The organism is Pseudomonas serbiensis, assembly GCF_030580745.1.
In the GTDB taxonomy this organism is placed as follows: domain Bacteria; phylum Pseudomonadota; class Gammaproteobacteria; order Pseudomonadales; family Pseudomonadaceae; genus Aquipseudomonas; species Aquipseudomonas serbiensis.
Map to the genome: position 1 here is coordinate 192,969 of NZ_JAUQOO010000008.1, position 21,820 is coordinate 214,788.

At 56.7% G+C, this 21,820-nt stretch carries 22 protein-coding genes; 5 read left to right on the forward strand and 17 right to left on the reverse strand.

The annotated features are described in order from the left end of the window. Positions 1-104 precede the first annotated feature (104 nt). On the forward strand, positions 105-1,322 hold the full coding sequence (locus Q6A51_RS12850; RefSeq protein WP_201000106.1) for an argininosuccinate synthase: 1,218 nt from the start codon (positions 105-107) through the stop codon (positions 1,320-1,322). Positions 1,323-1,627: 305 nt separating this feature from the next. Here the strand turns inward: Q6A51_RS12850 and Q6A51_RS12855 are convergent, their stop codons facing one another. After that, on the reverse strand, positions 1,628-2,155 hold the full coding sequence (locus Q6A51_RS12855) for a hypothetical protein (protein WP_304574944.1): 528 nt from the start codon (positions 2,153-2,155) through the stop codon (positions 1,628-1,630). Positions 2,156-3,454: 1,299 nt separating this feature from the next. Between Q6A51_RS12855 and Q6A51_RS12860 the strand changes: the two genes are divergently transcribed. Then, complete coding sequence (locus Q6A51_RS12860) at positions 3,455-4,081, forward strand: response regulator transcription factor (protein WP_025261490.1); 627 nt, start codon at positions 3,455-3,457, stop codon at positions 4,079-4,081. A 110-nt stretch (positions 4,082-4,191) separates the two neighbouring features. On the opposite strand, the gene Q6A51_RS12865 is transcribed toward Q6A51_RS12860, so the two are convergent. The 8 genes from Q6A51_RS12865 to metG all read right to left on the reverse strand — a co-directional run bounded on the left by Q6A51_RS12865 (position 4,192) and on the right by metG (position 10,932). Then, entirely contained in the window at positions 4,192-4,374 is a 183-nt protein-coding gene (locus Q6A51_RS12865; protein ID WP_201000104.1) for a PA3496 family putative envelope integrity protein, read from the reverse strand. A gap of 107 nt (positions 4,375-4,481) precedes the next feature. Then, a complete protein-coding gene (gene nth, locus Q6A51_RS12870; protein WP_201000103.1) occupies positions 4,482-5,120 on the reverse strand; it encodes an endonuclease III in 639 nt (212 codons plus the stop codon). Then, a complete protein-coding gene (locus Q6A51_RS12875) occupies positions 5,117-5,686 on the reverse strand; it encodes an Rnf-Nqr domain containing protein (protein ID WP_304574945.1) in 570 nt (189 codons plus the stop codon). The genes nth and Q6A51_RS12875 overlap by 4 nt, the downstream gene beginning before the upstream one ends. Further along, positions 5,683-6,237: an RnfABCDGE type electron transport complex subunit G gene (locus Q6A51_RS12880; protein ID WP_304574946.1), complete on the reverse strand. Its 555-nt coding sequence runs from the start codon at positions 6,235-6,237 to the stop codon at positions 5,683-5,685. The genes Q6A51_RS12875 and Q6A51_RS12880 overlap by 4 nt, the downstream gene beginning before the upstream one ends. Beyond that, entirely contained in the window at positions 6,234-7,214 is a 981-nt protein-coding gene (locus tag Q6A51_RS12885; RefSeq protein ID WP_304574947.1) for an RnfABCDGE type electron transport complex subunit D, read from the reverse strand. The genes Q6A51_RS12880 and Q6A51_RS12885 overlap by 4 nt, the downstream gene beginning before the upstream one ends. Continuing rightward, positions 7,201-8,208, reverse strand: a complete 1,008-nt coding sequence (gene rsxB / locus Q6A51_RS12890; RefSeq protein ID WP_304574948.1) for an electron transport complex subunit RsxB — start codon at positions 8,206-8,208, stop codon at positions 7,201-7,203. The genes Q6A51_RS12885 and rsxB overlap by 14 nt, the downstream gene beginning before the upstream one ends. Next, a complete protein-coding gene (locus Q6A51_RS12895) occupies positions 8,205-8,774 on the reverse strand; it encodes an Rnf-Nqr domain containing protein (RefSeq protein ID WP_201000098.1) in 570 nt (189 codons plus the stop codon). Before Q6A51_RS12895 ends, rsxB begins: the two co-directional genes overlap by 4 nt. Positions 8,775-8,889: 115 nt before the next feature. Next, on the reverse strand, positions 8,890-10,932 hold the full coding sequence (gene metG / locus Q6A51_RS12900; protein WP_201017345.1) for a methionine--tRNA ligase: 2,043 nt from the start codon (positions 10,930-10,932) through the stop codon (positions 8,890-8,892). A gap of 131 nt (positions 10,933-11,063) precedes the next feature. On the opposite strand from metG, the gene apbC reads away from it, so the two are divergent. Further along, on the forward strand, positions 11,064-12,158 hold the full coding sequence (apbC, locus tag Q6A51_RS12905; RefSeq protein ID WP_201000096.1) for an iron-sulfur cluster carrier protein ApbC: 1,095 nt from the start codon (positions 11,064-11,066) through the stop codon (positions 12,156-12,158). A gap of 126 nt (positions 12,159-12,284) precedes the next feature. Here apbC and Q6A51_RS12910 read toward each other — a convergent pair whose 3' ends face one another. Continuing rightward, positions 12,285-12,494 (reverse strand): cold-shock protein, encoded by a 210-nt coding sequence (locus tag Q6A51_RS12910; RefSeq protein ID WP_002554837.1) that lies wholly within the window; start codon positions 12,492-12,494, stop codon positions 12,285-12,287. A 319-nt stretch (positions 12,495-12,813) separates the two neighbouring features. On the opposite strand from Q6A51_RS12910, the gene dcd reads away from it, so the two are divergent. Beyond that, a complete protein-coding gene (gene dcd / locus Q6A51_RS12915) occupies positions 12,814-13,380 on the forward strand; it encodes a dCTP deaminase (protein ID WP_017126297.1) in 567 nt (188 codons plus the stop codon). Between the two features lie 114 nt (positions 13,381-13,494). Beyond that, the gene (locus Q6A51_RS12920; RefSeq protein WP_201000095.1) at positions 13,495-13,713 is read left to right on the forward strand and encodes a hypothetical protein; all 219 of its coding nucleotides are present in this window, start codon (positions 13,495-13,497) and stop codon (positions 13,711-13,713) included. A 36-nt stretch (positions 13,714-13,749) separates the two neighbouring features. Here the strand turns inward: Q6A51_RS12920 and Q6A51_RS12925 are convergent, their stop codons facing one another. The 7 genes from Q6A51_RS12925 to Q6A51_RS12955 form a co-directional block, all read right to left on the reverse strand. Beyond that, a complete protein-coding gene (locus Q6A51_RS12925) occupies positions 13,750-14,514 on the reverse strand; it encodes an ABC transporter ATP-binding protein (protein ID WP_201017344.1) in 765 nt (254 codons plus the stop codon). 9 nt (positions 14,515-14,523) lie between these two features. Next, positions 14,524-15,642, reverse strand: coding sequence for a succinylglutamate desuccinylase/aspartoacylase family protein (locus Q6A51_RS12930; protein ID WP_201017343.1), 1,119 nt, complete (start codon positions 15,640-15,642; stop codon positions 14,524-14,526). Between the two features lie 15 nt (positions 15,643-15,657). Then, positions 15,658-16,368 (reverse strand): ABC transporter permease, encoded by a 711-nt coding sequence (locus Q6A51_RS12935; RefSeq protein WP_201017342.1) that lies wholly within the window; start codon positions 16,366-16,368, stop codon positions 15,658-15,660. Further along, positions 16,365-17,093: an ABC transporter permease gene (locus tag Q6A51_RS12940; RefSeq protein WP_304574949.1), complete on the reverse strand. Its 729-nt coding sequence runs from the start codon at positions 17,091-17,093 to the stop codon at positions 16,365-16,367. The genes Q6A51_RS12935 and Q6A51_RS12940 overlap by 4 nt, the downstream gene beginning before the upstream one ends. Before the next feature lie 85 nt (positions 17,094-17,178). After that, complete coding sequence (locus tag Q6A51_RS12945) at positions 17,179-17,961, reverse strand: transporter substrate-binding domain-containing protein (protein WP_201000090.1); 783 nt, start codon at positions 17,959-17,961, stop codon at positions 17,179-17,181. 298 nt (positions 17,962-18,259) lie between these two features. Next, positions 18,260-20,737 carry a penicillin acylase family protein gene (locus tag Q6A51_RS12950; protein ID WP_304574950.1) on the reverse strand — a complete coding sequence of 826 codons (2,478 nt, stop codon included), beginning with the start codon at positions 20,735-20,737 and terminating at the stop codon, positions 18,260-18,262. A 345-nt stretch (positions 20,738-21,082) separates the two neighbouring features. Next, positions 21,083-21,727, reverse strand: coding sequence for a glutathione binding-like protein (locus Q6A51_RS12955; RefSeq protein WP_201017340.1), 645 nt, complete (start codon positions 21,725-21,727; stop codon positions 21,083-21,085). Positions 21,728-21,820: the final 93 nt, after the last annotated feature.

A 21,820-nucleotide genomic window follows, 5' to 3' on the forward strand; every position in this document is an offset into this window, starting at 1 on the left:
ACATAACCTGTCGCCTCGTCGTCACAAGCTGTCGCGCCCCTGTAAATTTGCTGGTTTGAACGGTAGAATCAACGGTTTTCCGTACAACCCGGTGGAGTGATGGCATGGCGGACGTAAACAAGGTAGTTCTCGCGTATTCCGGTGGCCTGGATACTTCGGTCATTCTGAAGTGGCTGCAAGATACGTATAACTGCGAAGTGGTGACCTTTACAGCTGACCTGGGTCAGGGGGAAGAGGTCGAGCCGGCACGTGCCAAGGCTCAGGCCATGGGCGTTAAAGAAATCTACATCGACGACCTGCGTGAAGAGTTCGTACGTGATTTCGTGTTCCCGATGTTCCGTGCCAACACCGTCTACGAAGGCGAGTACCTGCTGGGTACTTCCATCGCTCGTCCACTGATCGCCAAACGCCTGATCGAAATCGCCAACGAAACCGGCGCTGACGCCATTTCCCATGGTGCTACCGGTAAAGGTAACGATCAGGTTCGTTTCGAGCTGGGCGCCTACGCCCTCAAGCCAGGCGTCAAAGTGATTGCCCCATGGCGTGAGTGGGATCTGCTTTCGCGTGAAAAGCTGATGGATTATGCCGAGAAGCATGCAATCCCGATCGAGCGTCATGGCAAGAAAAAATCCCCGTACTCGATGGATGCCAACCTGCTGCACATCTCCTATGAAGGCGGCGTGCTGGAAGATACCTGGACCGAGCACGAAGAGGACATGTGGCGCTGGACCAAGTCTCCGGAAGACGCGCCGAACGTTCCAACCTATCTTGAGCTGACCTATCGCAATGGCGATATCGTCGCTCTGGACGGCGTTGAAATGTCGCCTGCTACCGTACTGGCTACCTTGAACCGCATCGGTGGCGAGAACGGCATCGGCCGTCTGGACATCGTGGAAAACCGTTATGTGGGCATGAAGTCCCGCGGCTGCTATGAAACCCCAGGCGGCACCATCATGCTGCGCGCTCACCGCGCCATCGAGTCGATCACTCTGGATCGTGAAGTCGCTCACCTCAAGGATGAGTTGATGGCCAAGTACGCCAGCCTGATCTACACCGGCTACTGGTGGAGCCCTGAGCGTCTGATGCTGCAACAGATGATCGATGCGTCCCAGGTCCATGTGAACGGTATCGTTCGCCTGAAACTGTATAAAGGTAATGTGATCGTTACTGGTCGCAAGTCCGAAGAGTCGCTGTTCGATGCAAACATTGCCACCTTTGAAGAGGATGGCGGTGCTTACAATCAGGCGGACGCTGCTGGCTTCATCAAGCTCAATGCCCTGCGCATGCGCATTGCTGCGAACAAGGGCCGCAAGTTCTTCTGAACCCGGTCTGATGTTTGAGAATGCAGCCCTTCGGGGCTGCATTTTAAATCGGCGGTGTGCAATGCACTGTCACGTTTTTCCCGACCTTTCCCATGCTGATACTCCCCGTTTGCGTTCTTGATGCCGGGTGCTGCGGGCATTCTTGTGTGTGCGAGAGATAAAGAAGAAGTGGGTCGCAGGAAGGCGTTTCAAATGCTCGTGTCGTGCAGTGTCGCGGGCGTGTGTGGCGATGCGGGCCGGGGGGGCGGTATCGACACGAAGTCCAGTCGATACCGCGTCGGGTTATCTGTTTATATCAAGTATGTTCAGGGCGTTTCACTGTCCCTCTTTTGTTTGAATTCAAAACGATAGGCTTTACCGATATTCCAGACCTGTCGCACACTCAGATCAAGTAGTTGTGCAATTTCCGGCGCGGTATAGCCGAGGCTGGAATAATGCATGGCATGACCGGCAACGACATCGTCAATATCGGAGGTGTCATAGTGGGGGTCTTTATTGGCTTCTCTTATAGGGCGGCTGAACTTGATCTTTACATCGTTTTCCAGCGCCAGTTGTCGAATTTCCTTCTTGTTCATCCTCAATGAATATTGCAGGGCGGAAACCCCTGCGCCTTTGGCAACCAGATTCCTGAGCAACTCCAGTTTGGCACTTTTTTCAAGCTCCGGATAAAGGGCAGGTGCTTCTTCCGCAACCGCTAGAACCGGTGTTTCTGCTGTTTCGCCATCGGGTATAACTGCAATGACACCTCCTTGTGCCACAAACTGTTCAACAGCGGCGGTTAAATCAAGAGGGGTTATATTTTTTGAGGTTGAGTGAGAGGTTTTGTTGTTCATGGTATATCCCTTTTTGAACATGGTTATACACATGGCCAATTCAAAAGAATTGTCAGGCCCGGTTCGGGCTTGTCAAAGGGAGGGTGTTCCTGATCGGCCATGTTCATGTTGCCCGAATCCTTTCGACTCTCTTGATAAGCAGAGTCCATATAAAGCTGTGTTATTCATGGCGTCATTAAAATGACGTCGTTTGTTGGGTCGCTCTAATCTAACTGCACATAGTTGTTGGCAGAAAGTAATGAGTTCGTTGTTAAAAAAGTAACGACTGGTAATAGAATTTGCAAGTGAAAAAACGGCGCACTACATGAATTGACTTGTTGGATTTGAAGAGGTCTTACATGCTGCTATCTACCGTCTGCTAGTTGTGTAGTACGTTTCCTCTTTGGCGTGGCAGGTATGGAAGCCAAATGAAATATAGTATTAGCTACTTGTCGAATGAGCCATTCGCAGAATTGAACTGTGTACGGTGTGCGACAGAAAGGTATGAAACTTTTCTGTAGGGAGTATTTATGTATCACTTTTATCGTGGTGATAGCGTAAAGTCAGCATCTTGAATGCTTCTGCAGTGAGTAACTGATAGTTGAGGAGTCCTGGTTTCGTGCGATGTAGGAAAAATCTGAACGTTGCGTGGTCTTGGTCTTTTTGCTTGGGTTTGTATAAGAAAGGTATATTTATATGTGTATTTTTTCTACGTAGTGCTGATATATGGTTTTGAAGGTAAATTTCTGAAGCAAGTAATTCAATATGATTCTCGCCTGTTTTACGTACGCCCGATTGGTTCACAGGTGCTCGGAGCGAGCATGCTGTAGCTGCCTGGAACATGATGCCTGATGTCTCTGTGCCCCTATTCAGGCCGGTTCTCGGTAGCGCTGTTCGTTTGCGCGTTTTCAGTTTTAGAGTGGTGGCAAGAGGCTACATAAATGACGTCTATCCAGGTTTTTGACAGTTGCCAAGGGTGAATAACCATCGGGGCGATTGCATGTTCATCGGCTATTGACTGATCAGGCTTGAGAAGTAAAAGACTAATGCTTGACCTCGCGGCAATAATTGTTTTATCTGAGTTACGATGCTCTATCTCAGCACTCCAGACGGTAGTAATTTCATCGAATTCCGAAGGGGAGGCTCTATGAAAAATATAAAAAATAGTTCGTTAGTAGCGAAATTTGTAGGAGTTTTCTGTTGTATGTGTAGGAACGGTCTTTGGCTGTTACTCCTCGAGGGTGAGCGTCATGCAAAGCACTAAACGACTAAGCTATTGTGCTGACTCTGAAAATTCGAATAGCGAAAATTGGACTGCCCATGAATAAAGTGCTGATCGTGGATGATCATCCTGTCATTCGCCTTGCTGTACGCATGCTGATGGAGCGCCACGGCTATGAGGTCATTGCGGAGACGGACAATGGAGTGGATGCGTTGCAACTGGCTCGCGAACATTTGCCCGATATCGTCATTCTGGATATAGGCATTCCCAAGCTCGATGGCCTGGAAGTAATTGCCCGTCTGTCTGCCATGACATTGCCATTCAAGGTGCTGATTCTTACCTCGCAGGCACCTGGCCATTTTTCCATGCGCTGCATGCAGGCCGGTGCTGCCGGATATGTCTGCAAGCAACAGGATCTGACCGAATTGCTGAGCGCCATCAAGGCGGTGTTATCGGGGTACAGCTACTTTCCCAACCAGGCCTTGCATACCGTGCGCTCAAGCATGGGGAATGCCAGTGAAGCCGATATGGTGGATCGTCTCTCGGGGCGCGAGATGATGGTGTTGCAGCAATTGGCCAGGGGGAAAACGAACAAGGAAATCGCAGATGGCATGTTCCTGAGCAATAAAACCGTCAGCACCTACAAGACGCGCCTGCTGCTCAAGCTCAATGCGCACTCACTGGTCGATCTGATCGAGCTTGCCCAGCGTAACGGGCTGGTCTGATGCTCACGCCCAAAAGGCTTCCTGTGGGTCTGCGCGGTATCGATCAGGCAAGCCCATGCGAAAGCCTCTCCTGATGAGAGGCTTTGAATCAGGTTTTTGCAAGGGGGCGCTTAAAGGTCGAAGTCGTAATCGGCCAGTTGCTTCTGCAGGCGCCGCTCTTCAAGCATGTTATCGATGGTGCGTCGCTTGCTCAGGTTGGTCTTGGCGGGTTCGACGGGTGCTTGTTCGATGTCGTCCGAATCGACAGCGATGAAATCGTCTTCTACGTCCAATTGCTCTTTGCTGGTACTCATGAAAGTTGACTCCAGGCTTTGGCTGTCATTGGCGCACCTTATATCGATAATCCCGATGCTGGTAAAAAAGATTTTTTCAATCGATCACGCCATAGAACCTCTATTGCTCAATCGTCCGAGGTCTTTTCCTTGTAATCGCAGAGGTCTTCGATTCGGCAGCTTCCGCAGCGGGGCTTGCGTGCCTGGCACACGTAGCGTCCGTGGAGGATCAGCCAGTGATGGGCATCCAGCAGGTAGTTTTTGGGCACAAACTTCATCAACTGTTTTTCCACTTCCACCACGTTTTTGCCGGGTGCGATGCCGGTGCGGTTGCTGACACGGAAAATGTGCGTGTCGACAGCCATCGCTATCTGGCGAAAAGCAGTGTTGAGCACGACATTGGCCGTTTTGCGGCCCACGCCGGGTAATGCCTCCAGAGCTTCGCGAGTTTGTGGCACTTCGCCGTTGTGCAGCTCCATGAGCAGTCGACAGGTTTCAATAACGTTCCTGGCCTTGCTGTTATAGAGCCCGATGGTCTTGATGTACTCGGACAATCCTTCGACGCCCAGCGCGTGAATGGCCTGTGGCGTATTGGCTACCGGATAAAGCCTGGCTGTGGCCTTGTTGACGCTGACATCAGTCGCCTGTGCTGACAGGATCACCGATATCAACAACTCGAACGGTGTGGTGTAGGCCAGCTCGGTTTTTGGATCGGGATTGTCTTCGTGGAGCCTGCGGAAGATTTCCTGACGTTTTGCGGCATTCATGCAGAAGGTATTTCCCTGGAAGGTGTCGGCCTGGTCAAGGCATTGTATGCGGCAAGCAGAAGGCCCAGAAGCATGAAGCCACCGGGGGCCAGAATGGCCATGTGCAAGGCTGGACCAGGAAGGCTAATTTGCCACTGGATTGCAGAATTTCCAAACAACCAGTGAGCATTGCTAAGGATCGTCGCGTTGCCCAACAGTTCGCGCATGAACCCCAGCACCAGCATCAACGTGGTGTATCTGCCCAAGGTGTATTTACTGATGGGCGCAGCCTGGATCTGAAGGCAATGGATGGCGATCAAGGGCAGATAAATGCCCAGAGCCTTATGCAGTTCGGGAGCCTGAAGTTGCAGTCCTGTTTCTGCACAGGTGACCAGTGTGGCGGCAATCAGGGTGCTGGCGAGCCATTTCTGGCGTGTATCCAGCAATGGCGTCAGCGCCCGTAACAAGGCTGTGTGCAAGCCGGCGACCACAGTGAAGACCAGCAAGAAAGCGAGTGCCTTGATCAGCGAATCTGTAGCGCCAATCAGCGGGACGAGAAGGAGCAGGCAGGGCGTATGCAGCTTCACGGTCTTGTACTCAGAAGGCGGACCTTGTGATCGTCGAAGTAGCGCAAGGTGTCCTGAATGGCTCCGACAACCGCTCTGGAGGTGATGGTTGCACCGGCGATCTGGTCGAATGCTCCGTCGTTCAGCGTTTTGCCTGAGAAGCCCTTCAGCCATTGAGGCTCGCTCACGATACGGGCGCCCATGCCCGGTGTCTCGTGTTGCTCAAGCACCTTGATCCCCAACAACCTGCCTTCAATCGATACGCCCACAAGCAATTCCACGGGGCCAGCATAACCCTGGCCGTGGCTATGAAAGATCACTGCATATGGCTGGCCCTCGCGGGTGGCGAGAAAGGCACCCAGCACTGATGAATGGCTCACGGGCAACGGCAATGGATGGCGCAATGGCTGATTGTCGTAGGTGCCGTCGGGCAAGACACTCGACCATTCCTGGTTGCGTGCTTCTTCACGAGCAGCCTGAATGCGCGGCGCGGCAGAGTGTTGCACACTCATGCTGATGCCAGTGCCCAGTCCCGCGATGGCGATCATGATGATCACACCAAGCGGCTTCATGATGCCGACTCCGCAGATGAGCGTGCGGTCAGCCGTTCCAGAGCCGGTACCGCCAGATTCATCAGCAGTACCGCGAAGGCCACGCCATCCGGGTAGCCGCCCCAAGTGCGTATCACATAAGTCATCAGGCCGATGCCGATCCCGAACAGCAGGCGTGCGCGTGGGCTGGCAGGCCCGGATACCGGCTCGGTTGCGATAAAGAAAGCACCCAGCATCGTGGCGCCAGTCAGCAGGTGAAAGGTGGGTGAGCCGTTGGAGTCCGATCCCGAACCGTTCCAGCACAACAGGCTGATCACGAACAGGCTGGCAAGCATGCCGACCGGAGCATGCCAGCTGATGATCCGCTGTCGCAGCAGCCATGCACCGCCTGCGAGAAACGCCAGATTGACCCATTCCGTGCCACGACCACCCATTGCGCCGAAAGCCGGATGGCTGGTGAATAGTTCATCAATGGTCAGGTTGGTGTTGATGCGCAGAACATCCAGTGCCGTGGCCTGTGACCACTCATCCGCTTGAGGGCCATCGCTGAAACCGAAGATCTGTTGCAGGCCGCCCATCAGATTCAGGCCATGGCTGGCAGGCCAGTGATTCATCTGCTGGGTAAAGCTCACCAATACAAAGGCATAACCGAGCATTGCCGGATTGAAAGGATTTTTGCCGACGCCGCCATACAGGTGCTTGCCAAAAACCATTGCGAAGCCACTGGCCAGGCATGTCAGCCACCAGGGGGAATAGGGCGGCAGAGCGAGCGCGAGGAGGGTGGCGCTGACCAGTGCGCTGCCGTCCATGAGGCTTGAATGTGCAGGCCGGCCCTGTAACCGCAGGCCGGTGAACTCGACGAGCAGAGCGGTGCCCGATGCAAGCAGCCATGTGATCAACACTCCCCAGCCATACAGCCACAGCAGCGTCAGCGCGCCGGGCAGGACTGCGAGCAGAACCATGCCCATGGACTTTTGCAGACGCTCAGGCGCTTGCATCGATCAAGGCCGCTTCGGCAGCACTCAGCGCTGTTTCGGCGTGTTGCAATTCTGTGCTCAATGCGGCGAGTCGTTCTGCCGGAGCTTGTGTGGCTTCGGCTTTCTTCAGGGCAGCACGGGCCATAGCCAACTGGATCTTGGCGCGTTTTACCCCGCTATTGTCGAGCCTTGCCACAGGCTGTACGGGTTGCACGGATGCAGCAGAAAGCAGTTTTTCCAGAGCCTGTTCGGCGTCCTCGAATTCCCGTTGCAGTTCCACCAGCCGTGCAGCCTGTTCAGCGATAGGCGGATGCCCGAAAGCTTTGAGGGATTTGTTCAACTGCGCACGACTCATGGCGACGGTAATACGGGCTTTTTTCAGCGCTTCGTCTTCCACTGCGGCCTTGTCGCTACGAACCCGCTCGATGACTGACGTGCTGACCGGTAACGGCTTTTGCGCTCTTGCCTGACGCTCTGCTGCGCGTTGCTCCAGCTCGCGACGCAGCCGTGCATTGCGCGACTCGAAGCGACGACGGGCGTGGTTACGCTTCTGGGCACGGGCCTGCAGTTGTTCGGTGCTTGAAGCCAGGCCACCGACAATCGGTGTGACGCTTGCCAGCGGCAACGGGCGCATTTCGATACAGTCCACCGGGCAGGGCGCCACACACAGGTCGCAGCCTGTGCATTCGTCGATGATGACTGTATGCATCTGCTTTGCGGCACCGACAATGGCATCGACCGGGCAGGCCTGAATGCACTTTGTACAGCCGATGCATTCTGCTTCTCGAATGAAGGCGACCTGTGCCGGTGCCACGCCGCGTTCGGTATCCAGGGGCAGAGCGGGGATGCGCAGCAGTTGCGCCAGTTGCGCAATGGTTTCCTCACCGCCGGGCGGGCATTTGTTGATGGCTTCGCCACCGGCAATACCTTCGGCGTAAGGCTTGCAGCCGGGATGCCCGCATTTGCCGCATTGGGTCTGTGGCAGCAGGGCGTCGATGCGTTGTATCAGGTTCATGACTTTATCAGTCCGTTGAAGCCCATGAAGGCCAGCCCCATGAGCCCGATGCTGATCAAGCGGATCGGCATGCCGCGAAAAGGTTGTGCAATATCTTCAGAGCGGACCCTTTGCCCAAGATCATCCAGCAGGCTCAATACCAGCCAGAAACCCAGACCTGCACCGAGGCTCAGGGCCAGCAGATGCCCAAGGCCCTGATCAGGTTCGATGCCGAGCAGCAAAACGCCTGCCATGCCCGCGTTCCCCAGCAGCAACGGCCACAGGCCGTCGAAGTCCAGCCGTGGAAGCAGTCTTTTCAGCCCCTTCAGGCTGGGCGTCAGCAAAAGCACCATCACCGGCAAGACGACGAACAGCCGCAAGCCTCCCTGATTCAAGGGCGCCAGCACGTAATGGAGGATCAGGTAACTGACGATGCTGCTTGCCAGCATCAGCCAGCAGGTAGCGATGCCCAGTGCATGCAGGCGATGTCGTGGCTGAGGTGACAAGGGATCGGCGCCCAGCGGTTGCTGCAACACGAAGTTGTTGATCAGGGCGGCGCTCAAGAGTGTGTAGATGAAATCGGTCATGATCTTGCCGGGTGGCGAACAGGCTGGTGAGCCTCTTTAAAAGTAGACAGTATCCGGCAAGGAAGCGGCGTGATAGTCAAAGGCCCGATAGCAGAACTATCGGGCCTGGGGTGCATTACTTGATGCGCTGACCTGGCTTGGCGCCACTGTCGGGGCTCAGCAGGTAAATTTCTTCACCGCCGGGGCCGGCCGCCATCACCATGCCTTCGGAAATGCCAAAACGCATTTTCCGTGGCTTGAGGTTGGCGATCATCATGGTCAGGCGACCTTCCAGCTTGCTCGGCTCCGGGTAAGCGCTCTTGATCCCGGAGAACACGTTGCGCTGCTCGTCACCGATATCCAGAGTCAGGCGCAGCAGCTTGTCTGCACCCTCCACATGCTCGGCCTTGACGATCAGCGCAACGCGCAGGTCGACAGCGGCAAAGGTGTCGAAGTCGATTTCCGCCGACAGCGGGTCCTTGGTCAGCTCGCCGTTGCCTGTTGGGGCAGCATCGGTGGAGCTGGCAGCCAGATCTTCCTTGGAAGCGGCGGTCATGGCTTCGACCTTGGCCGGATCGATACGGGTCATCAGCGCCGAGAACGGATTGAGCTGGTGATTGCCCAGCAGTGTCTTGTGATCGTCCCAGGTCAGCGGCGCGACATTGAGGAATTTCTCGGCGTCGGCGGCCAGTGCTGGCAGGACCGGCTTGAGGAAGATCACCAGTTGGCGGAACAGGTTGATGCCCAGAGCACATACGGCCTGGACTTCATCCTGCTTGCCTTCCTGCTTGGCCAGTGACCAGGGAGCCTTGTCGGCGATGTAGGCGTTGGCGCGGTCGGCCAGGGCCATGGTTTCACGCATGGCGCGAGCGAAGTCACGGGCTTCGTAGGCTTCGGCGATGCCAGGTGCGGCAGCCAGGAAAGCGTCGGTCAGCTCCGGCGCGGCATTGCCCTCGACCAGAACGCCTGCGTTGCCTTTGTGGATGAAACCTGCACAACGGCTGGCGATATTGACCACTTTGCCGATCAGGTCGGAGTTGACCTTTTGCACGAAGTCTTCAAGGTTCAGGTCCAGGTCGTCAACGCCCCGGCCCAGCTTCGCCGCGTAGTAGTAACGCAGGTACTCGGGCGAGAGGTGTTCCAGATAGGTGCGCGCCTTGATGAAGGTGCCACGCGATTTCGACATTTTCTGCCCGTTCACGGTCAGGTAGCCGTGGACGTTGATCCCGGTTGGCTTGCGCAGGCCTGCGCCTTCGAGCATTGCAGGCCAGAACAGGGCGTGGAAGTTGACGATGTCCTTGCCGATGAAGTGGTACAGCTCGGTGGTGGAGTCCTTGGCCCAGAAGGCATCGAAGTCCAGGTCCGGGCGACGTGCGCACAGGTTCTTGAAGCTGGCGATGTAGCCGATAGGCGCATCCAACCAGACATAGAAGTATTTGCCCGGCTCGTCAGGGATCTCGAAGCCGAAATACGGCGCATCGCGGGAGATATCCCACTGTTGAAGGCCGCTATCGAGCCATTCGGCGATCTTGTTGGCGACAGCGTCCTGCAGGGTACCGCTGCGGGTCCAGCTCTTGAGCATGTCCTCGAAGGCGGGCAGGTCGAAGAAGAAGTGTTTGGAATCCTTCAGTACGGGCGTTGCGCCGGAAATCGCCGATTTCGGGTCTTTCAGGTCAGTCGGTGCGTAGGTCGCGCCGCATTTTTCGCAGTTGTCGCCGTACTGATCCTCGGTACCGCATTTCGGACAGGTGCCCTTGATAAAGCGGTCGGCCAGGAACATCTTCTTTTCCGGGTCGAAATATTGCGTGATCGAGCGCGTGGCAATATGCCCGGCATCGCGCAGCCGGGTGTAGATCATGCTCGACAGCTCGCGGTTTTCTTCGGCGTGCGTCGAGTGGAAGTTGTCGAAGTCCACCAGGAAGTCGGCAAAGTCGGCGCTGTGTTCGGCCTTGACGTTGTCGATCAGCTGTTCCGGGGTGATGCCTTCCTTTTCTGCGCGCAGCATGATTGCCGAGCCATGGGCATCGTCTGCGCAGACATAAGTGCACTGGTTGCCGCGATGCTTCTGGAAACGCACCCACATGTCGGTCTGGATGTATTCGAGCATGTGGCCAAGGTGAATGGAACCATTGGCATAGGGCAGGGCGCTGGTAACGAGAATCTTGCGTGGCTCGGACATGGGGCTCGGCTACTTGAACTGGAACGGAGGTCGGCCACTATAAAGGTCCGGGAAATATATTTCACCTTGTACAGACTTTCTATATGTAGGATAGCCGCCTGTTTTAGTCAGTCTCTTTTCGGAGTAAGCCCATGAGCGCAGTCAATCGCGCAGCGGTGGAGACGATTCTTCGCCAGTACACCGACCCTTACATGAACCTGGACCCGGTCAGCGCCGGTTGTGTTCGATCCATCGATATTCAGGATGCACAAGTCAGCGTGCAGCTTGAGTTGGGTTATGCCGCCGATCTGTTCCGAAAAGGCTGGGCGCAGGTGCTGCAAACGGCAATCGAAGGCCTGGATGGCGTCGCCTCGGCCAAGGTCGATATCCGCACCGTCATCAACCCTCACAAGGCTCAGGCGCAGGTTCCTGGCTTGGCCAATGTGAAGAACATTGTTGCCGTGGCTTCGGGCAAGGGCGGGGTCGGGAAATCCACGACGGCTGCCAACCTGGCGCTGGCCTTGTCTCGCGAAGGCGCGCGGGTCGGCATCCTCGATGCGGATATCTATGGCCCGAGCCAGGGCGTGATGTTCGGTATTCCCGAAGGCACGCGGCCGCGGATCAAGGACCAGAAGTGGTTCGTGCCCATCGAGGCGCATGGTGTTGAAGTCATGTCCATGGCTTTTCTGACCGATGACAACACGCCGATGGTCTGGCGCGGGCCGATGGTGTCCGGCGCGTTGCTGCAACTGGTCACCCAGACGGCCTGGAATGATCTGGATTATCTGGTCATCGACATGCCGCCGGGCACCGGAGATATCCAGCTGACCCTGGCGCAGAAGGTTCCGGTTGCCGGCTCCGTGATCGTCACGACGCCTCAGGACCTGGCCTTGCTGGATGCGAAGAAAGGCGTCGAGATGTTCCGCAAGGTCAATATTCCGGTATTGGGCGTCGTGGAAAACATGGCGGTGCATATCTGCTCGAACTGCGGGCATGCCGAGCATCTGTTCGGTGAGGGCGGCGGTGAGAAGCTGGCTTCGCAATATGACGTCGAGCTGCTGGCTTCGCTGCCATTGTCGATGCTGATTCGCGAACAGGCCGATGGCGGCAAGCCGACGGCGATTGCCGAGCCGGAAAGCCAGATTGCGATGGTGTATCAGGAACTGGCGCGGCACGTGGGCGCCCGGATTGTGTTGCAGGAAGCTGCAAGCCCGGCGATGCCGACCATCTCAATCAGCGACGATTGAGCTGGGGCAGCGGCAAGCTTTGAGCTGCAAGCTTCAAGTCAAAAGCTTGTAGCTTGTAGCCACAAACCACACGCGCACAAAAAACCCCGCTTTTAAGGGCGGGGTTTTTAAGCGAATCAGTACAAGTTAGATAACTTGAACTTCTTCAGCTTGCATGCCTTTCTGACCGCGGGTAGCGATGAAAGAAACCTGTTGGCCTTCTTTCAGGCTTTTGAAGCCGTCGGATTGGATAGCTTTGAAGTGCACGAACAGGTCGTCACCGGATTGTGGAGTGATGAAGCCGAAGCCTTTTTCATCGTTGAACCACTTAACGGTACCAGTTTGGCGATTGGACATAATATATCTCCTTGGACAAAGTTAACTGCGACTCAGGAAGAGCCCTGGCCGAGACTGAGTGCAAAGAGCTGGAAAATTCATGGAGATGGTTGGATCGAAATTCAACATCGTGTAGAGATTCTCAGTGACACAAGCAACACAGTGGCAACACCTTAACCCTTTTTAAGGGACGTGCCAATGGTCTTATGAGGATTATTTCTATTCGCGCTCAATGTGGGTGTGAGTCCCGTAAACTCTGGATCTGTTGGCTTTGAACCGGACGCCTCGGCCCGGTAAGATGCCGGACATCTTTTTTCACCTCGCTATTCAGGACATCGCCATGAGCATCAAATCGGACAAGTGGATTCGCCGCATGGCGCAAGAGCACGGCATGATCGAGCCCTTCGTCGAGCGCCAGATGCGTGGCGAGGGCGCCGACCGTCTGATTTCCTTCGGAGTATCCAGCTACGGTTACGACGTGCGTTGTGCAGATGAATTCAAGGTTTTCACCAACATCAACTCGGCGACCGTCGATCCGAAAAACTTCGATGAGAAAAGCTTCGTCGATATCAAGAGCGACGTCTGCATCATCCCGCCGAACTCTTTTGCGCTGGCGCGTACCGTCGAATACTTCCGTATCCCGCGCAATGTCCTGACCATCTGTCTGGGTAAGAGCACCTATGCGCGTTGCGGCATCATCGTCAACGTCACGCCGCTTGAGCCGGAATGGGAAGGTCACGTGACCCTGGAGTTCTCGAACACCACGACCCTGCCAGCCAAGATCTACGCCAACGAAGGCGTTGCGCAGATGCTGTTCCTGGAGTCCGATGAGGAATGTGAAGTGTCCTATAAGGACCGCGGCGGCAAGTATCAGGGCCAGCGTGGCGTGACCCTGCCGCGTACATGATTTTTGGGGTGCGGCATTCGGTCAATTGAATTAAAGCCCGTTTGCGCACTCTATTTCCTGACATGATCCTCCTCATACGCAGCGTGTGGGGAGGCCGATGATCGGGAGTGCCCTATGACGACAGATTTCAAACCCTCTGACCGGGAAAAGCCTCCTCAGCTCAATGAGATAGGGCTTCTTGCCTGGTCATTAATGGCTGATTTGCAATTCAATATGGTGGGCGGTGGCATTCCGGGCGATCCGGGGCCGGACACGCCGTTTCCGCCCGGACCACCGGATGAGCCCGGTGAGCCGACATTGCCGGACGAGCCTCCGCCTGTTCCTGTTGCATGAGTGCCCTGCTCTGGAGCGGCTTCAGTGCCCTGACGCCTACTTCAGGTTGCCGCTCAGGAACTGCTGCAAGCGCTCGCTCTTGGGGTTGTTGAGGACTTCGTCCGGATGACCTGATTCTTCGATCTGGCCCTTGTGCAGAAACACCACCTGAGTGGCGACCTTGCGGGCGAAGCCCATTTCATGGGTGACCAGGATCATGGTCCGGCCTTCCTCTGCCAGGCCTTGAATCACCTTGAGCACTTCACCGACCAGTTCCGGGTCGAGCGCCGAGGTAGGCTCGTCGAACAGCATGATTTCCGGCTCCATCGCCAGAGCACGGGCTATTGCCACGCGCTGCTGCTGCCCGCCGGACAGAAACGCCGGGTATTGATCGGCGACACGTTCAGGCAGCCCGACCTTGTCCAGATATTTGCGGGCGCGCTGTTCAGCTTCGGCCTTTGATACGCCCAGCACCCGGCGCGGAGCCATGGTGATGTTCTCCAGCACGGTCATGTGTGCCCACAGATTGAAATGCTGGAACACCATCGCCAGTCGTGTGCGGATGCGTTGCAGTTCGTCGGCGTCGGCGACCCGCATGCCGTCCTTGTCACTGACCATGCGGATCTGCTGGCCATCCAGGCTCATGGCGCCGTCGTTTGGCTGTTCCAGAAAGTTGATGCAGCGCAGGAAGGTGCTCTTGCCCGAGCCGCTGGCGCCGATCAGGCAGATCACGTCACCGCTTTGAGCCTTGAGCGATACGCCTTTGAGTACCTCGTTGTCGCCATAGCTTTTATGCAGGCCATCGATGGTCAGTTTGTACATGTCAGGTCCTCAAGGAGAAAGTAGATAGCCGCTGCGATAGGCCTGAGTGCCAGCGACATGAGCGATGACCATGCCTGCCGTTGCCATGCGTCGTAGTGAGCGGGCATAGAGCAGACCAGCGTTTTGTGCGTGAATGGAGGCGACTGCGTCGCTGATCGGGTCGATGATTTCGGCGATCAGTTGCCCGGCCTCGATGTATTCGCCGGGCTGGGCGCAGAACACCAGCAGGCCGCCAGTCGGGGTAAGGACTGGTTCGACCGCTGCCAGCGGAGTGGCCGGGTAGAGCAATTCAGGTTGCTCGGGGGCTTCGCCTTCGATGGCGCCAAAGTCGATCAGGTAGTTGATGATCGCCTGGCAGTCGCGGCTGCCCAGCGCGTGATTGACGTCACCCTGGCCTCGCAACTCCAGCGTCACCGAAAAGCTGCCCATCGGGATCGGGAAGCGCTCGCCAAAGCGTTGCTGCAATTGCCACCAGACCAGCGTGAAGCATTCATCGAACGATTGACCGCCCGAATCGGTGGCCAGCAGGCTTGCCTGCGCACCCAGATAGCGCGACAGCGGCTCGACTTTCGGCCATGCCTCGGGCGTGGTGTAAAGGTGTTCCACCGACTCGAAGTCGCAATGCAGGTCCAGCACCATGTCGGCATTGCAGGCCAGCTTTTGCAGGGTCAGTCGCAGTGACTGCAACTGCGTCGTGGCGATCTGGGCATCCAGCGCCAGACGCAGGTTTTCGCGGATCAGCGTCGTGTTGTGCTGCGCATCGTCATTGAGCCGGCTTTCGATTTCATCGCCGACCTGTTCGCCAAGGTCGGTAAACCAGCGATTGAAGTTTTGCCCGCTTTCCAGCTCGTAACGCCCCAGCGGGGTGTCCATCAGGATCTGTTCCAGGCCAATCGGGTTGGCAACCGGGACGACAATGATTTCTCCTCGCAGCCGCCCGGCATTTTCCAGTTCTGCAAGGCGCTGTTTCAGATACCAGGCCACCAGCATGCCTGGCAGTTCGTCGGCATGCAGCGACGCCTGGATGTAGATCTTGCAGGTGCCGTCTTGCGGGCCGTAATGAAAACTGTGGACTTGCCGCGCAGTGCCGGGCACCGGCGACAGCAAGTCGTGGGTCTGATGATGCATGGGCAGGTGTCCTGTCTAGTGAGCCGGGCCGAGGAAGGCCAGCCAGCGACGTTCGGCAAGACGGAACAGTCCGACCAGGATAAAGGTGACGGTCAGGTACATGGCTGCTGCAATCCCGAAAGACTGGAACGTCATGAAGGTTGCCGAGTTGGCATCGCGCGCCACCTTGAGAATGTCCGGCACCGTGGCCGTGAAGGCTACCGTGGTCGAGTGCAGCATCAGGATCACTTCGTTGCTGTAGTAGGGCAGCGAGCGACGTAGCGCCGAGGGCATGATCACATAGGCATAGAGCTTCCAGCCTGTCAGGCCGTAGGCCTTGGCGGCTTCGACTTCACCGTGGGCCATGCTGCGTATCGCACCCGCGAAGATCTCGGTGGTATAGGCGCAGGTATTGAGGGTAAAAGCCAGAATGGTGCAGTTCATCGCATCGCGAAAGAATGCGTCCAGAACAGGCTGTTCACGCACGGCCGCGATGCTGTAGATGCCGGTATAGCAGATCAGCAACTGGATATAGAGAGGCGTGCCGCGAAACAGATAGGTGTAGAACTGCACCGGCCAGCGTACCCAGCGCTTTTCCGAGACACGGGCAATGGACAGCGGAATGGACAGGCAGAAACCGATGGCAATGGAAGCGCTGAGCAACCACATGGTCATCGCCAGACCGGTAACGTTGACGCCGTCTGTATAAAGGAAGGCTTTCCAGTATTCCTGAAGCAGCTCGATCATCGCTTGGCCTCCCGGCTGCCTGCGGCGTAATGCCGTTCGGCCCAGCGCAATGCAAAGTTCGATGCACTGGTGATGACCAGATAGATCAATGCCGCCAGGACCAGAAAATAGAACAGTTGATAGGTGCTTTTACCGGCATCCTGAGACGCCTTGACCAGATCGGCCAGACCGATGATCGACACCAGTGCGGTGGCCTTGAGCAGCACTTGCCAGTTATTGCCGATGCCCGGCAATGCGTAACGCATCATCTGCGGGAACACGACATAGCGAAAGCGCTGGCCGCGTTTCAGACCGTAGACGATGGCTGCTTCAACCTGACCGCGTGGCACCGACAGAATGGCGCCGCGGAAGGTTTCCGTGAAATAGGCGCCATAGATGAAACCGAGGGTGATGACCCCGGCGCCGAAAGGATTGATTTCGATGTATTCCCATTCCATGGCGTCAGTGAGGCTGGTGAGCCAGGTTTGCAGGCTGTAGAAAATCAGCAGCATCAGCACCAGATCCGGAACGCCACGGATCAGGGTGGTGTAGATCTGTGCCGGCACGCGCAGCAGCGCCGAGCTGGACAGCTTGGCACTGGCGCCGATCAGGCCGAGCACGATGCTCAGCAGCAGCGACAGTACCGATAATTTGATGGTCATCCAGGTGCCCTGAAGCAGCAGCGGGCCGAAGCCTTTCAAGCTGAATGCCGAGAGTCCCAGGTTTTGCATTAATGCATCGAGCATGGATAAAGCCTTGAGCGGGCAACAAACAGAAACGCCCATCGAGAGCGGCGGCGAATGATCGCCGAATCGATGGGCGTTGGGGGTGTTATTTACCGCTATACAGATTCAGGTCGCCAAAGTGTTTCTTCTGGATTTCGGCGTAGGTGCCGTCATCGTGTAACGCTTTGATACCTTTATCCAGGAGAGCCTTGAGCTCTTTGTTACCTTTTGCGATACCGATCGCAGTCTTGGCGGGCAGCAGCGGGCTGTCGACTGGCTCGCTGACTTCATAACCGGCGCCGGCCGGGGATTTCAGGAAGCCCAGTTCGGCTTGCAGCATGTCCTGGATGGAAGCATCCAGACGGCCGGAAGTCAGGTCCGCATAAACCTGATCCTGGTTGGCGTAGGCTTTGGTGCTTACACCGGCCTTGTCCAGAACGGCCTTGGCATAGGCTTCCTGGATGGTGCCTTGCTCGTAGCCTACGGTTTTACCTTTCAGGCTGGCCGGGTCAGCGGTGAAGCCTGCACCTTTTTTGAACACCAGCGAGGTCGGGCCGGAGAACAGTTCGTTGGAGAAGTCGATGACTTTCTCGCGGGCTGGAGTAACGGTCATCGACGAGATGACACCGTCGAATTTCTTGGCTTTCAGGCCTGGAATCATGCCGTCGAAATCGCTTTCGACCCATTTGCAGGTCACGTTCAGTTCTTTGCAGATTGCATTGCCCAGGTCGATATCGAAGCCCTGGAGGCTGCCGTCTGCGGCTTTCGACTCAAAAGGAGCATAAGAAGGATCGACGCCAAAACGCAGCTCCTTGTATTCCTTGGCCACGGAGGTACCAGCGGCCAGGCACAGAGCCAGTGCGGAAAGGGTCAGCCATGCTTTTTTCATTGTTCAGTCCTTAACCAAATTGAGCGTAGAGAACACGCCAGGCTTGCTACCGGCGGATGCCAGACTGGCAAGAAGTAGCAATTTCCGAACCAAAGAGACGAACGTGCGTTTTAAATATAAGCAGTTGTCGCAATGATGAACTAGCTTGCCATCATGCGCATTTCTGCTTCCGAACGCAGAACCTGCTCACTTGGGCGCGTTGTTTAGTGTCTGGGATGCAGGAGCGATAGTTGCTCAAGAGGGGTGTCCAAAACAGGGCGTGACGAGAGTATTGCCCTGTTTTGGTGCTTTCTGATCTCTACTTTCCGGGCGTCAGGGTCAGGCGCTGTTTGCCATAACCTCTTTCATAGTTCTGCTGTTGCAGCGGAATCGTCTGGTATTGCGCCTTGAGCCACGGTTCGATGCTGTTGGCGTAGTGCGGGCTGGCCGGGTTGTCCGACTGCCCGGTGCTGACCAGACCCATCATTGGTTCCACCTGGCTGAAGTCGACGATCATGCGCAAGGCTGGCGCCGTGTGTGCTTCCAGATTCTTGCCCCACTCATAGCCCGAGACATTGATGGTGCTGTGATCGCCACCGGCTGCGCTCTGGCTGCGGTTGAAGTGGTTGCCGCCCAATGCCTTGGCCAGCGGGCTAGCCGGTGCGGCCCAGTTTTCGCGATGCAGCTTGCCCCATTGCCAGGCCTTGTGATCACTGCCCAACAGGCTGTCGCCTGCGGTGATGGCGGCCGCCAGACTGCGGGCCAGGATTGCAGGCTTGTCTTCTTTTTGTGGGGTCTTGATGTCATCCCAGTAAGGGCTGTCTTCACGGCCCAGCAAATGATCGGCCTGTGGCGAGTATGACGAGCTGGCGTTGGCGCTCAAGGCTTGCCAGGCCAGACTGCTTTCCGGACCCAGCTCATCGAGGAAGGTCAGTTTGGCGCTTTCCTGCAGGAACAGCTCATACATCGCTGCATCGGCGGAGCCAGCGGTGAGCTTGCCGTCGAATGCCATCAGGCGCGTGTAGGCTTCCCGAGCCTTGGCGCGCTCGGCCTCGGGCAGCGCGTCGATGGCCTGCTTGAGCGGCTTGGTCATGCCCGGCGCTTCAAACATGTTCTTGAGCTTGGCGGCAAACGTCGTGGTCTGGTCGTACTGCATGGCAATGGTGCTGCGGGTGTCCTGCTTGCCACTGTTGGCCAGTTCGCCAATGCGCTCGGCCCGCTCCGGGTAGCCCCAGGAGTTGGACAGTTGCATGCCATAGCCTTTGGGCACCGTGCGCTGATTGGCGGTAGCGATCCAGCCCTGGCGCGGGTCTTGATCGTAAGGGTGCAGCATCGAGTCGGCAAAGCCGTCCCAGTCGAACTTGCCGTCCCAGCCCGGTGAAGGCAGCAGGCCCTGGCCTTCACGGCGGTTCGGGTAGCGTCCGGTCACTTGCCAGCCGATGTTCGAGGCATCCGCGAACACCATGTTCAGCGTAATCGCACGAATCTCGCGGCTGGTGTCGAAGGCTTTCTCCACGTTGGGCGCGCGGGACAGGTCGAAGAAAGCATCCAGGCTCTTTTCGTCCTTGAAGTCCGGCGTTTGCAGTGCCAGGCCAAAGCCGTTGCCCAACGGATTTGCGCTGGTGTTGAGCAGGGCGCCGTGACGGGTGGCGTACACGGTTTCACGAATCGGACGGCCGCCTTTGACCAGGAAGGTTTCTTCATGGGCGATGGCGGGCAACCATTTGCCGTCAGCCATGTAGAACAGGCGATTGTTTTCGCGCTTGAGCTTTTCCAGGAACAGATCCTGATTGTCGCCTTTGACGTTGCTCAGGCTCCAGGCCAGCTTGCCGTTGAAACCGCTCAGGATCAGAGGCAGCCCGGCAATCGACGCGCCCGACGCCTGATATTTCGGCGCACGCAACTGCACGAAACTCCAGGCCGAGGTGATCCCGGCAGGCAGTTGCATTTCACTGGCCAGCAGGCTTTTGCCATTACGGCTGCGTTGCGGTGCGATGGCCCAGTTACTGGAAGCGGCTACACCGAGCATGTTCAGCTCGGAAAGTTGCAGCGTGACCTTGGTCAGGTCGTTCAGCTCTTGTGCCTGGCTGTTCAGGCTCAGCCCCTTGAGCTTGTCGGCTTCGGAGAAGGGCAGTGCTTCGTCAGGATAGGTCGGCAGCAGCCAGGCCAGCTTGTCGCTGCCGACTTTCTGGGCCAGCACCAGTGCCGAGAGTTCTTCCTGCAGGTTCACCGACAGGTTGAAACTCAGCAGGCTGAAGATCAGCGCCGAGTCTTCGGGCTGCCAGTATTCCGGGCGATAGCCGGAACTGGCCAGGTCCTCTGGCAGCTTGTCGCGATAGCGGAACAGGTAAGCGTTGACGCCGCGGGCATAGACCTCGAAAAAGCGTTTGAGGCGTGGCGATGAAGCGTTGTAAAGCTCGCTGGCGCGCTGCTTGAGGTTGGCCGAGCGCATCAGGCGGTCGACTTCCAGAGCATCGGCCCCGGCCATTTCCGCCAGGCGTCCCTGTGCCAGCAGGCGCATGCCGACCATCTGGGTGATGCGGTCGCCAGCATGCATGTAGCCGAGCGTGAACAGCGCGTCGTGGTAAGTGCTGCTTTCTATCAGCGGCATGCCCAGGTTATTGCGGCGTACCGATACGTTCTGTGCCAGCCCCTTGACCGGAAAAACCCCGGAATTGGGCAGCAATGTCTCGTTGTCACCACCGCCCAACTGGCAGCCCGCAAGGCTCAGGAAACTTGCCGCAATGGCGGCAGCACTGAATCGGCTCAGGAAAAATGAAGGGGCTGGCGAGGCCATGGCGAAACTCCCGCAGGGGTGGCATATGTAAAGGTCGCTACGTTAGAGAGCAGACAGGCGCCACGCAAGACGGGAAGGGGAGTTTATTTCAGGATTTTACAAAGGGGTGGGTTGGTTCGCGGATAAATCCGCTCTCCTACAGGCTAATGCCGATCAGTTAAGGTGCAAACAAAACTTGTGGAAGACAGCTTGCTGGCGAAAAGGCCTGAAAACCGGCAAATATTCTGCGTCTGTACGCTGAATTTGCCAGCAAGCGCCTCCCACGAAGTGATTTATGACCTTAACTGATCGGCATTACTCCTACAGGCAAGCTCGCAGGAGCCAATTCATTCGCGAAGAAGATCATCAAGCCTTCGGCGGATTGATCTGCTCGACCAGCGCATAAGCCCTTTGGGTCGCCTCACGCCCGGCAATGGTCTCGAACCAGCGCTTGAGATGAGGGAAGTCATCCAGGTTCTGCTGCTGAAAGGTATGCGGCACGATCCACGGGTAGATCGCCATGTCCGCAATGCTGTACTCGCTGCCTGCCACGAAGTCACGGTCGGCCAGACGCTTGTTCAACACGCCGTACAGACGGGCGGTTTCATCCACGTAGCGCTTGATCGCATAAGGAATCTTTTCCTTGGCGAAGCGGTTGAAGTGGTGATTCTGGCCGGCCATCGGCCCAAGGCCGCCCATCTGCCAGAACAGCCATTGCAGCGTTTCCTGACGGCCACGGAAATCCTGAGAGATGAATTTGCCGGTCTTGTCCGCCAGATACAGCAGGATTGCGCCGGACTCGAACAGGCTCAGAGGCTCACCGCCATCGGTTGGTTCGTGATCGACAATGGCCGGGATACGATTGTTGGGTGCGATTTTCAGGAAGCCGGGCTCGAACTGTTCGTCCTTGCCAATGTTCACCGGGAAGATCTTGTAAGGCAGGCCCGTTTCTTCAAGGAACAGGGTGATCTTGTGTCCATTGGGAGTGGTCCAGTAATGAAGGTCGATCATTGAAGGCTCCATGTGATTGATCAAGACCGACTGTTTTACTCTCCCTTGAACTCTCCATACAAATGAAAACGGCCTGCAAGGCAGGCCGTTGGC

What these genes read in the sequence shown, in the direction of transcription:
- Q6A51_RS12850 (WP_201000106.1), top strand. Translation starts at nt 105, where the DNA reads ATGGCGGACGTAAACAAGGTAGTTCTCGCGTATTCCGGTGGCCTGGAT.
- Q6A51_RS12855 (WP_304574944.1), bottom strand. Translation starts at nt 2,155, where the DNA reads ATGAACAACAAAACCTCTCACTCAACCTCAAAAAATATAACCCCTCTT.
- Q6A51_RS12860 (WP_025261490.1), top strand. Translation starts at nt 3,455, where the DNA reads ATGAATAAAGTGCTGATCGTGGATGATCATCCTGTCATTCGCCTTGCT.
- Q6A51_RS12865 (WP_201000104.1), bottom strand. Translation starts at nt 4,374, where the DNA reads ATGAGTACCAGCAAAGAGCAATTGGACGTAGAAGACGATTTCATCGCT.
- nth (WP_201000103.1), bottom strand. Translation starts at nt 5,120, where the DNA reads ATGAATGCCGCAAAACGTCAGGAAATCTTCCGCAGGCTCCACGAAGAC.
- Q6A51_RS12880 (WP_304574946.1), bottom strand. Translation starts at nt 6,237, where the DNA reads ATGAAGCCGCTTGGTGTGATCATCATGATCGCCATCGCGGGACTGGGC.
- Q6A51_RS12885 (WP_304574947.1), bottom strand. Translation starts at nt 7,214, where the DNA reads ATGCAAGCGCCTGAGCGTCTGCAAAAGTCCATGGGCATGGTTCTGCTC.
- rsxB (WP_304574948.1), bottom strand. Translation starts at nt 8,208, where the DNA reads ATGAACCTGATACAACGCATCGACGCCCTGCTGCCACAGACCCAATGC.
- Q6A51_RS12895 (WP_201000098.1), bottom strand. Translation starts at nt 8,774, where the DNA reads ATGACCGATTTCATCTACACACTCTTGAGCGCCGCCCTGATCAACAAC.
- metG (WP_201017345.1), bottom strand. Translation starts at nt 10,932, where the DNA reads ATGTCCGAGCCACGCAAGATTCTCGTTACCAGCGCCCTGCCCTATGCC.
- apbC (WP_201000096.1), top strand. Translation starts at nt 11,064, where the DNA reads ATGAGCGCAGTCAATCGCGCAGCGGTGGAGACGATTCTTCGCCAGTAC.
- Q6A51_RS12910 (WP_002554837.1), bottom strand. Translation starts at nt 12,494, where the DNA reads ATGTCCAATCGCCAAACTGGTACCGTTAAGTGGTTCAACGATGAAAAA.
- dcd (WP_017126297.1), top strand. Translation starts at nt 12,814, where the DNA reads ATGAGCATCAAATCGGACAAGTGGATTCGCCGCATGGCGCAAGAGCAC.
- Q6A51_RS12920 (WP_201000095.1), top strand. Translation starts at nt 13,495, where the DNA reads ATGACGACAGATTTCAAACCCTCTGACCGGGAAAAGCCTCCTCAGCTC.
- Q6A51_RS12925 (WP_201017344.1), bottom strand. Translation starts at nt 14,514, where the DNA reads ATGTACAAACTGACCATCGATGGCCTGCATAAAAGCTATGGCGACAAC.
- Q6A51_RS12930 (WP_201017343.1), bottom strand. Translation starts at nt 15,642, where the DNA reads ATGCATCATCAGACCCACGACTTGCTGTCGCCGGTGCCCGGCACTGCG.
- Q6A51_RS12935 (WP_201017342.1), bottom strand. Translation starts at nt 16,368, where the DNA reads ATGATCGAGCTGCTTCAGGAATACTGGAAAGCCTTCCTTTATACAGAC.
- Q6A51_RS12940 (WP_304574949.1), bottom strand. Translation starts at nt 17,093, where the DNA reads ATGCTCGATGCATTAATGCAAAACCTGGGACTCTCGGCATTCAGCTTG.
- Q6A51_RS12945 (WP_201000090.1), bottom strand. Translation starts at nt 17,961, where the DNA reads ATGAAAAAAGCATGGCTGACCCTTTCCGCACTGGCTCTGTGCCTGGCC.
- Q6A51_RS12950 (WP_304574950.1), bottom strand. Translation starts at nt 20,737, where the DNA reads ATGGCCTCGCCAGCCCCTTCATTTTTCCTGAGCCGATTCAGTGCTGCC.
- Q6A51_RS12955 (WP_201017340.1), bottom strand. Translation starts at nt 21,727, where the DNA reads ATGATCGACCTTCATTACTGGACCACTCCCAATGGACACAAGATCACC.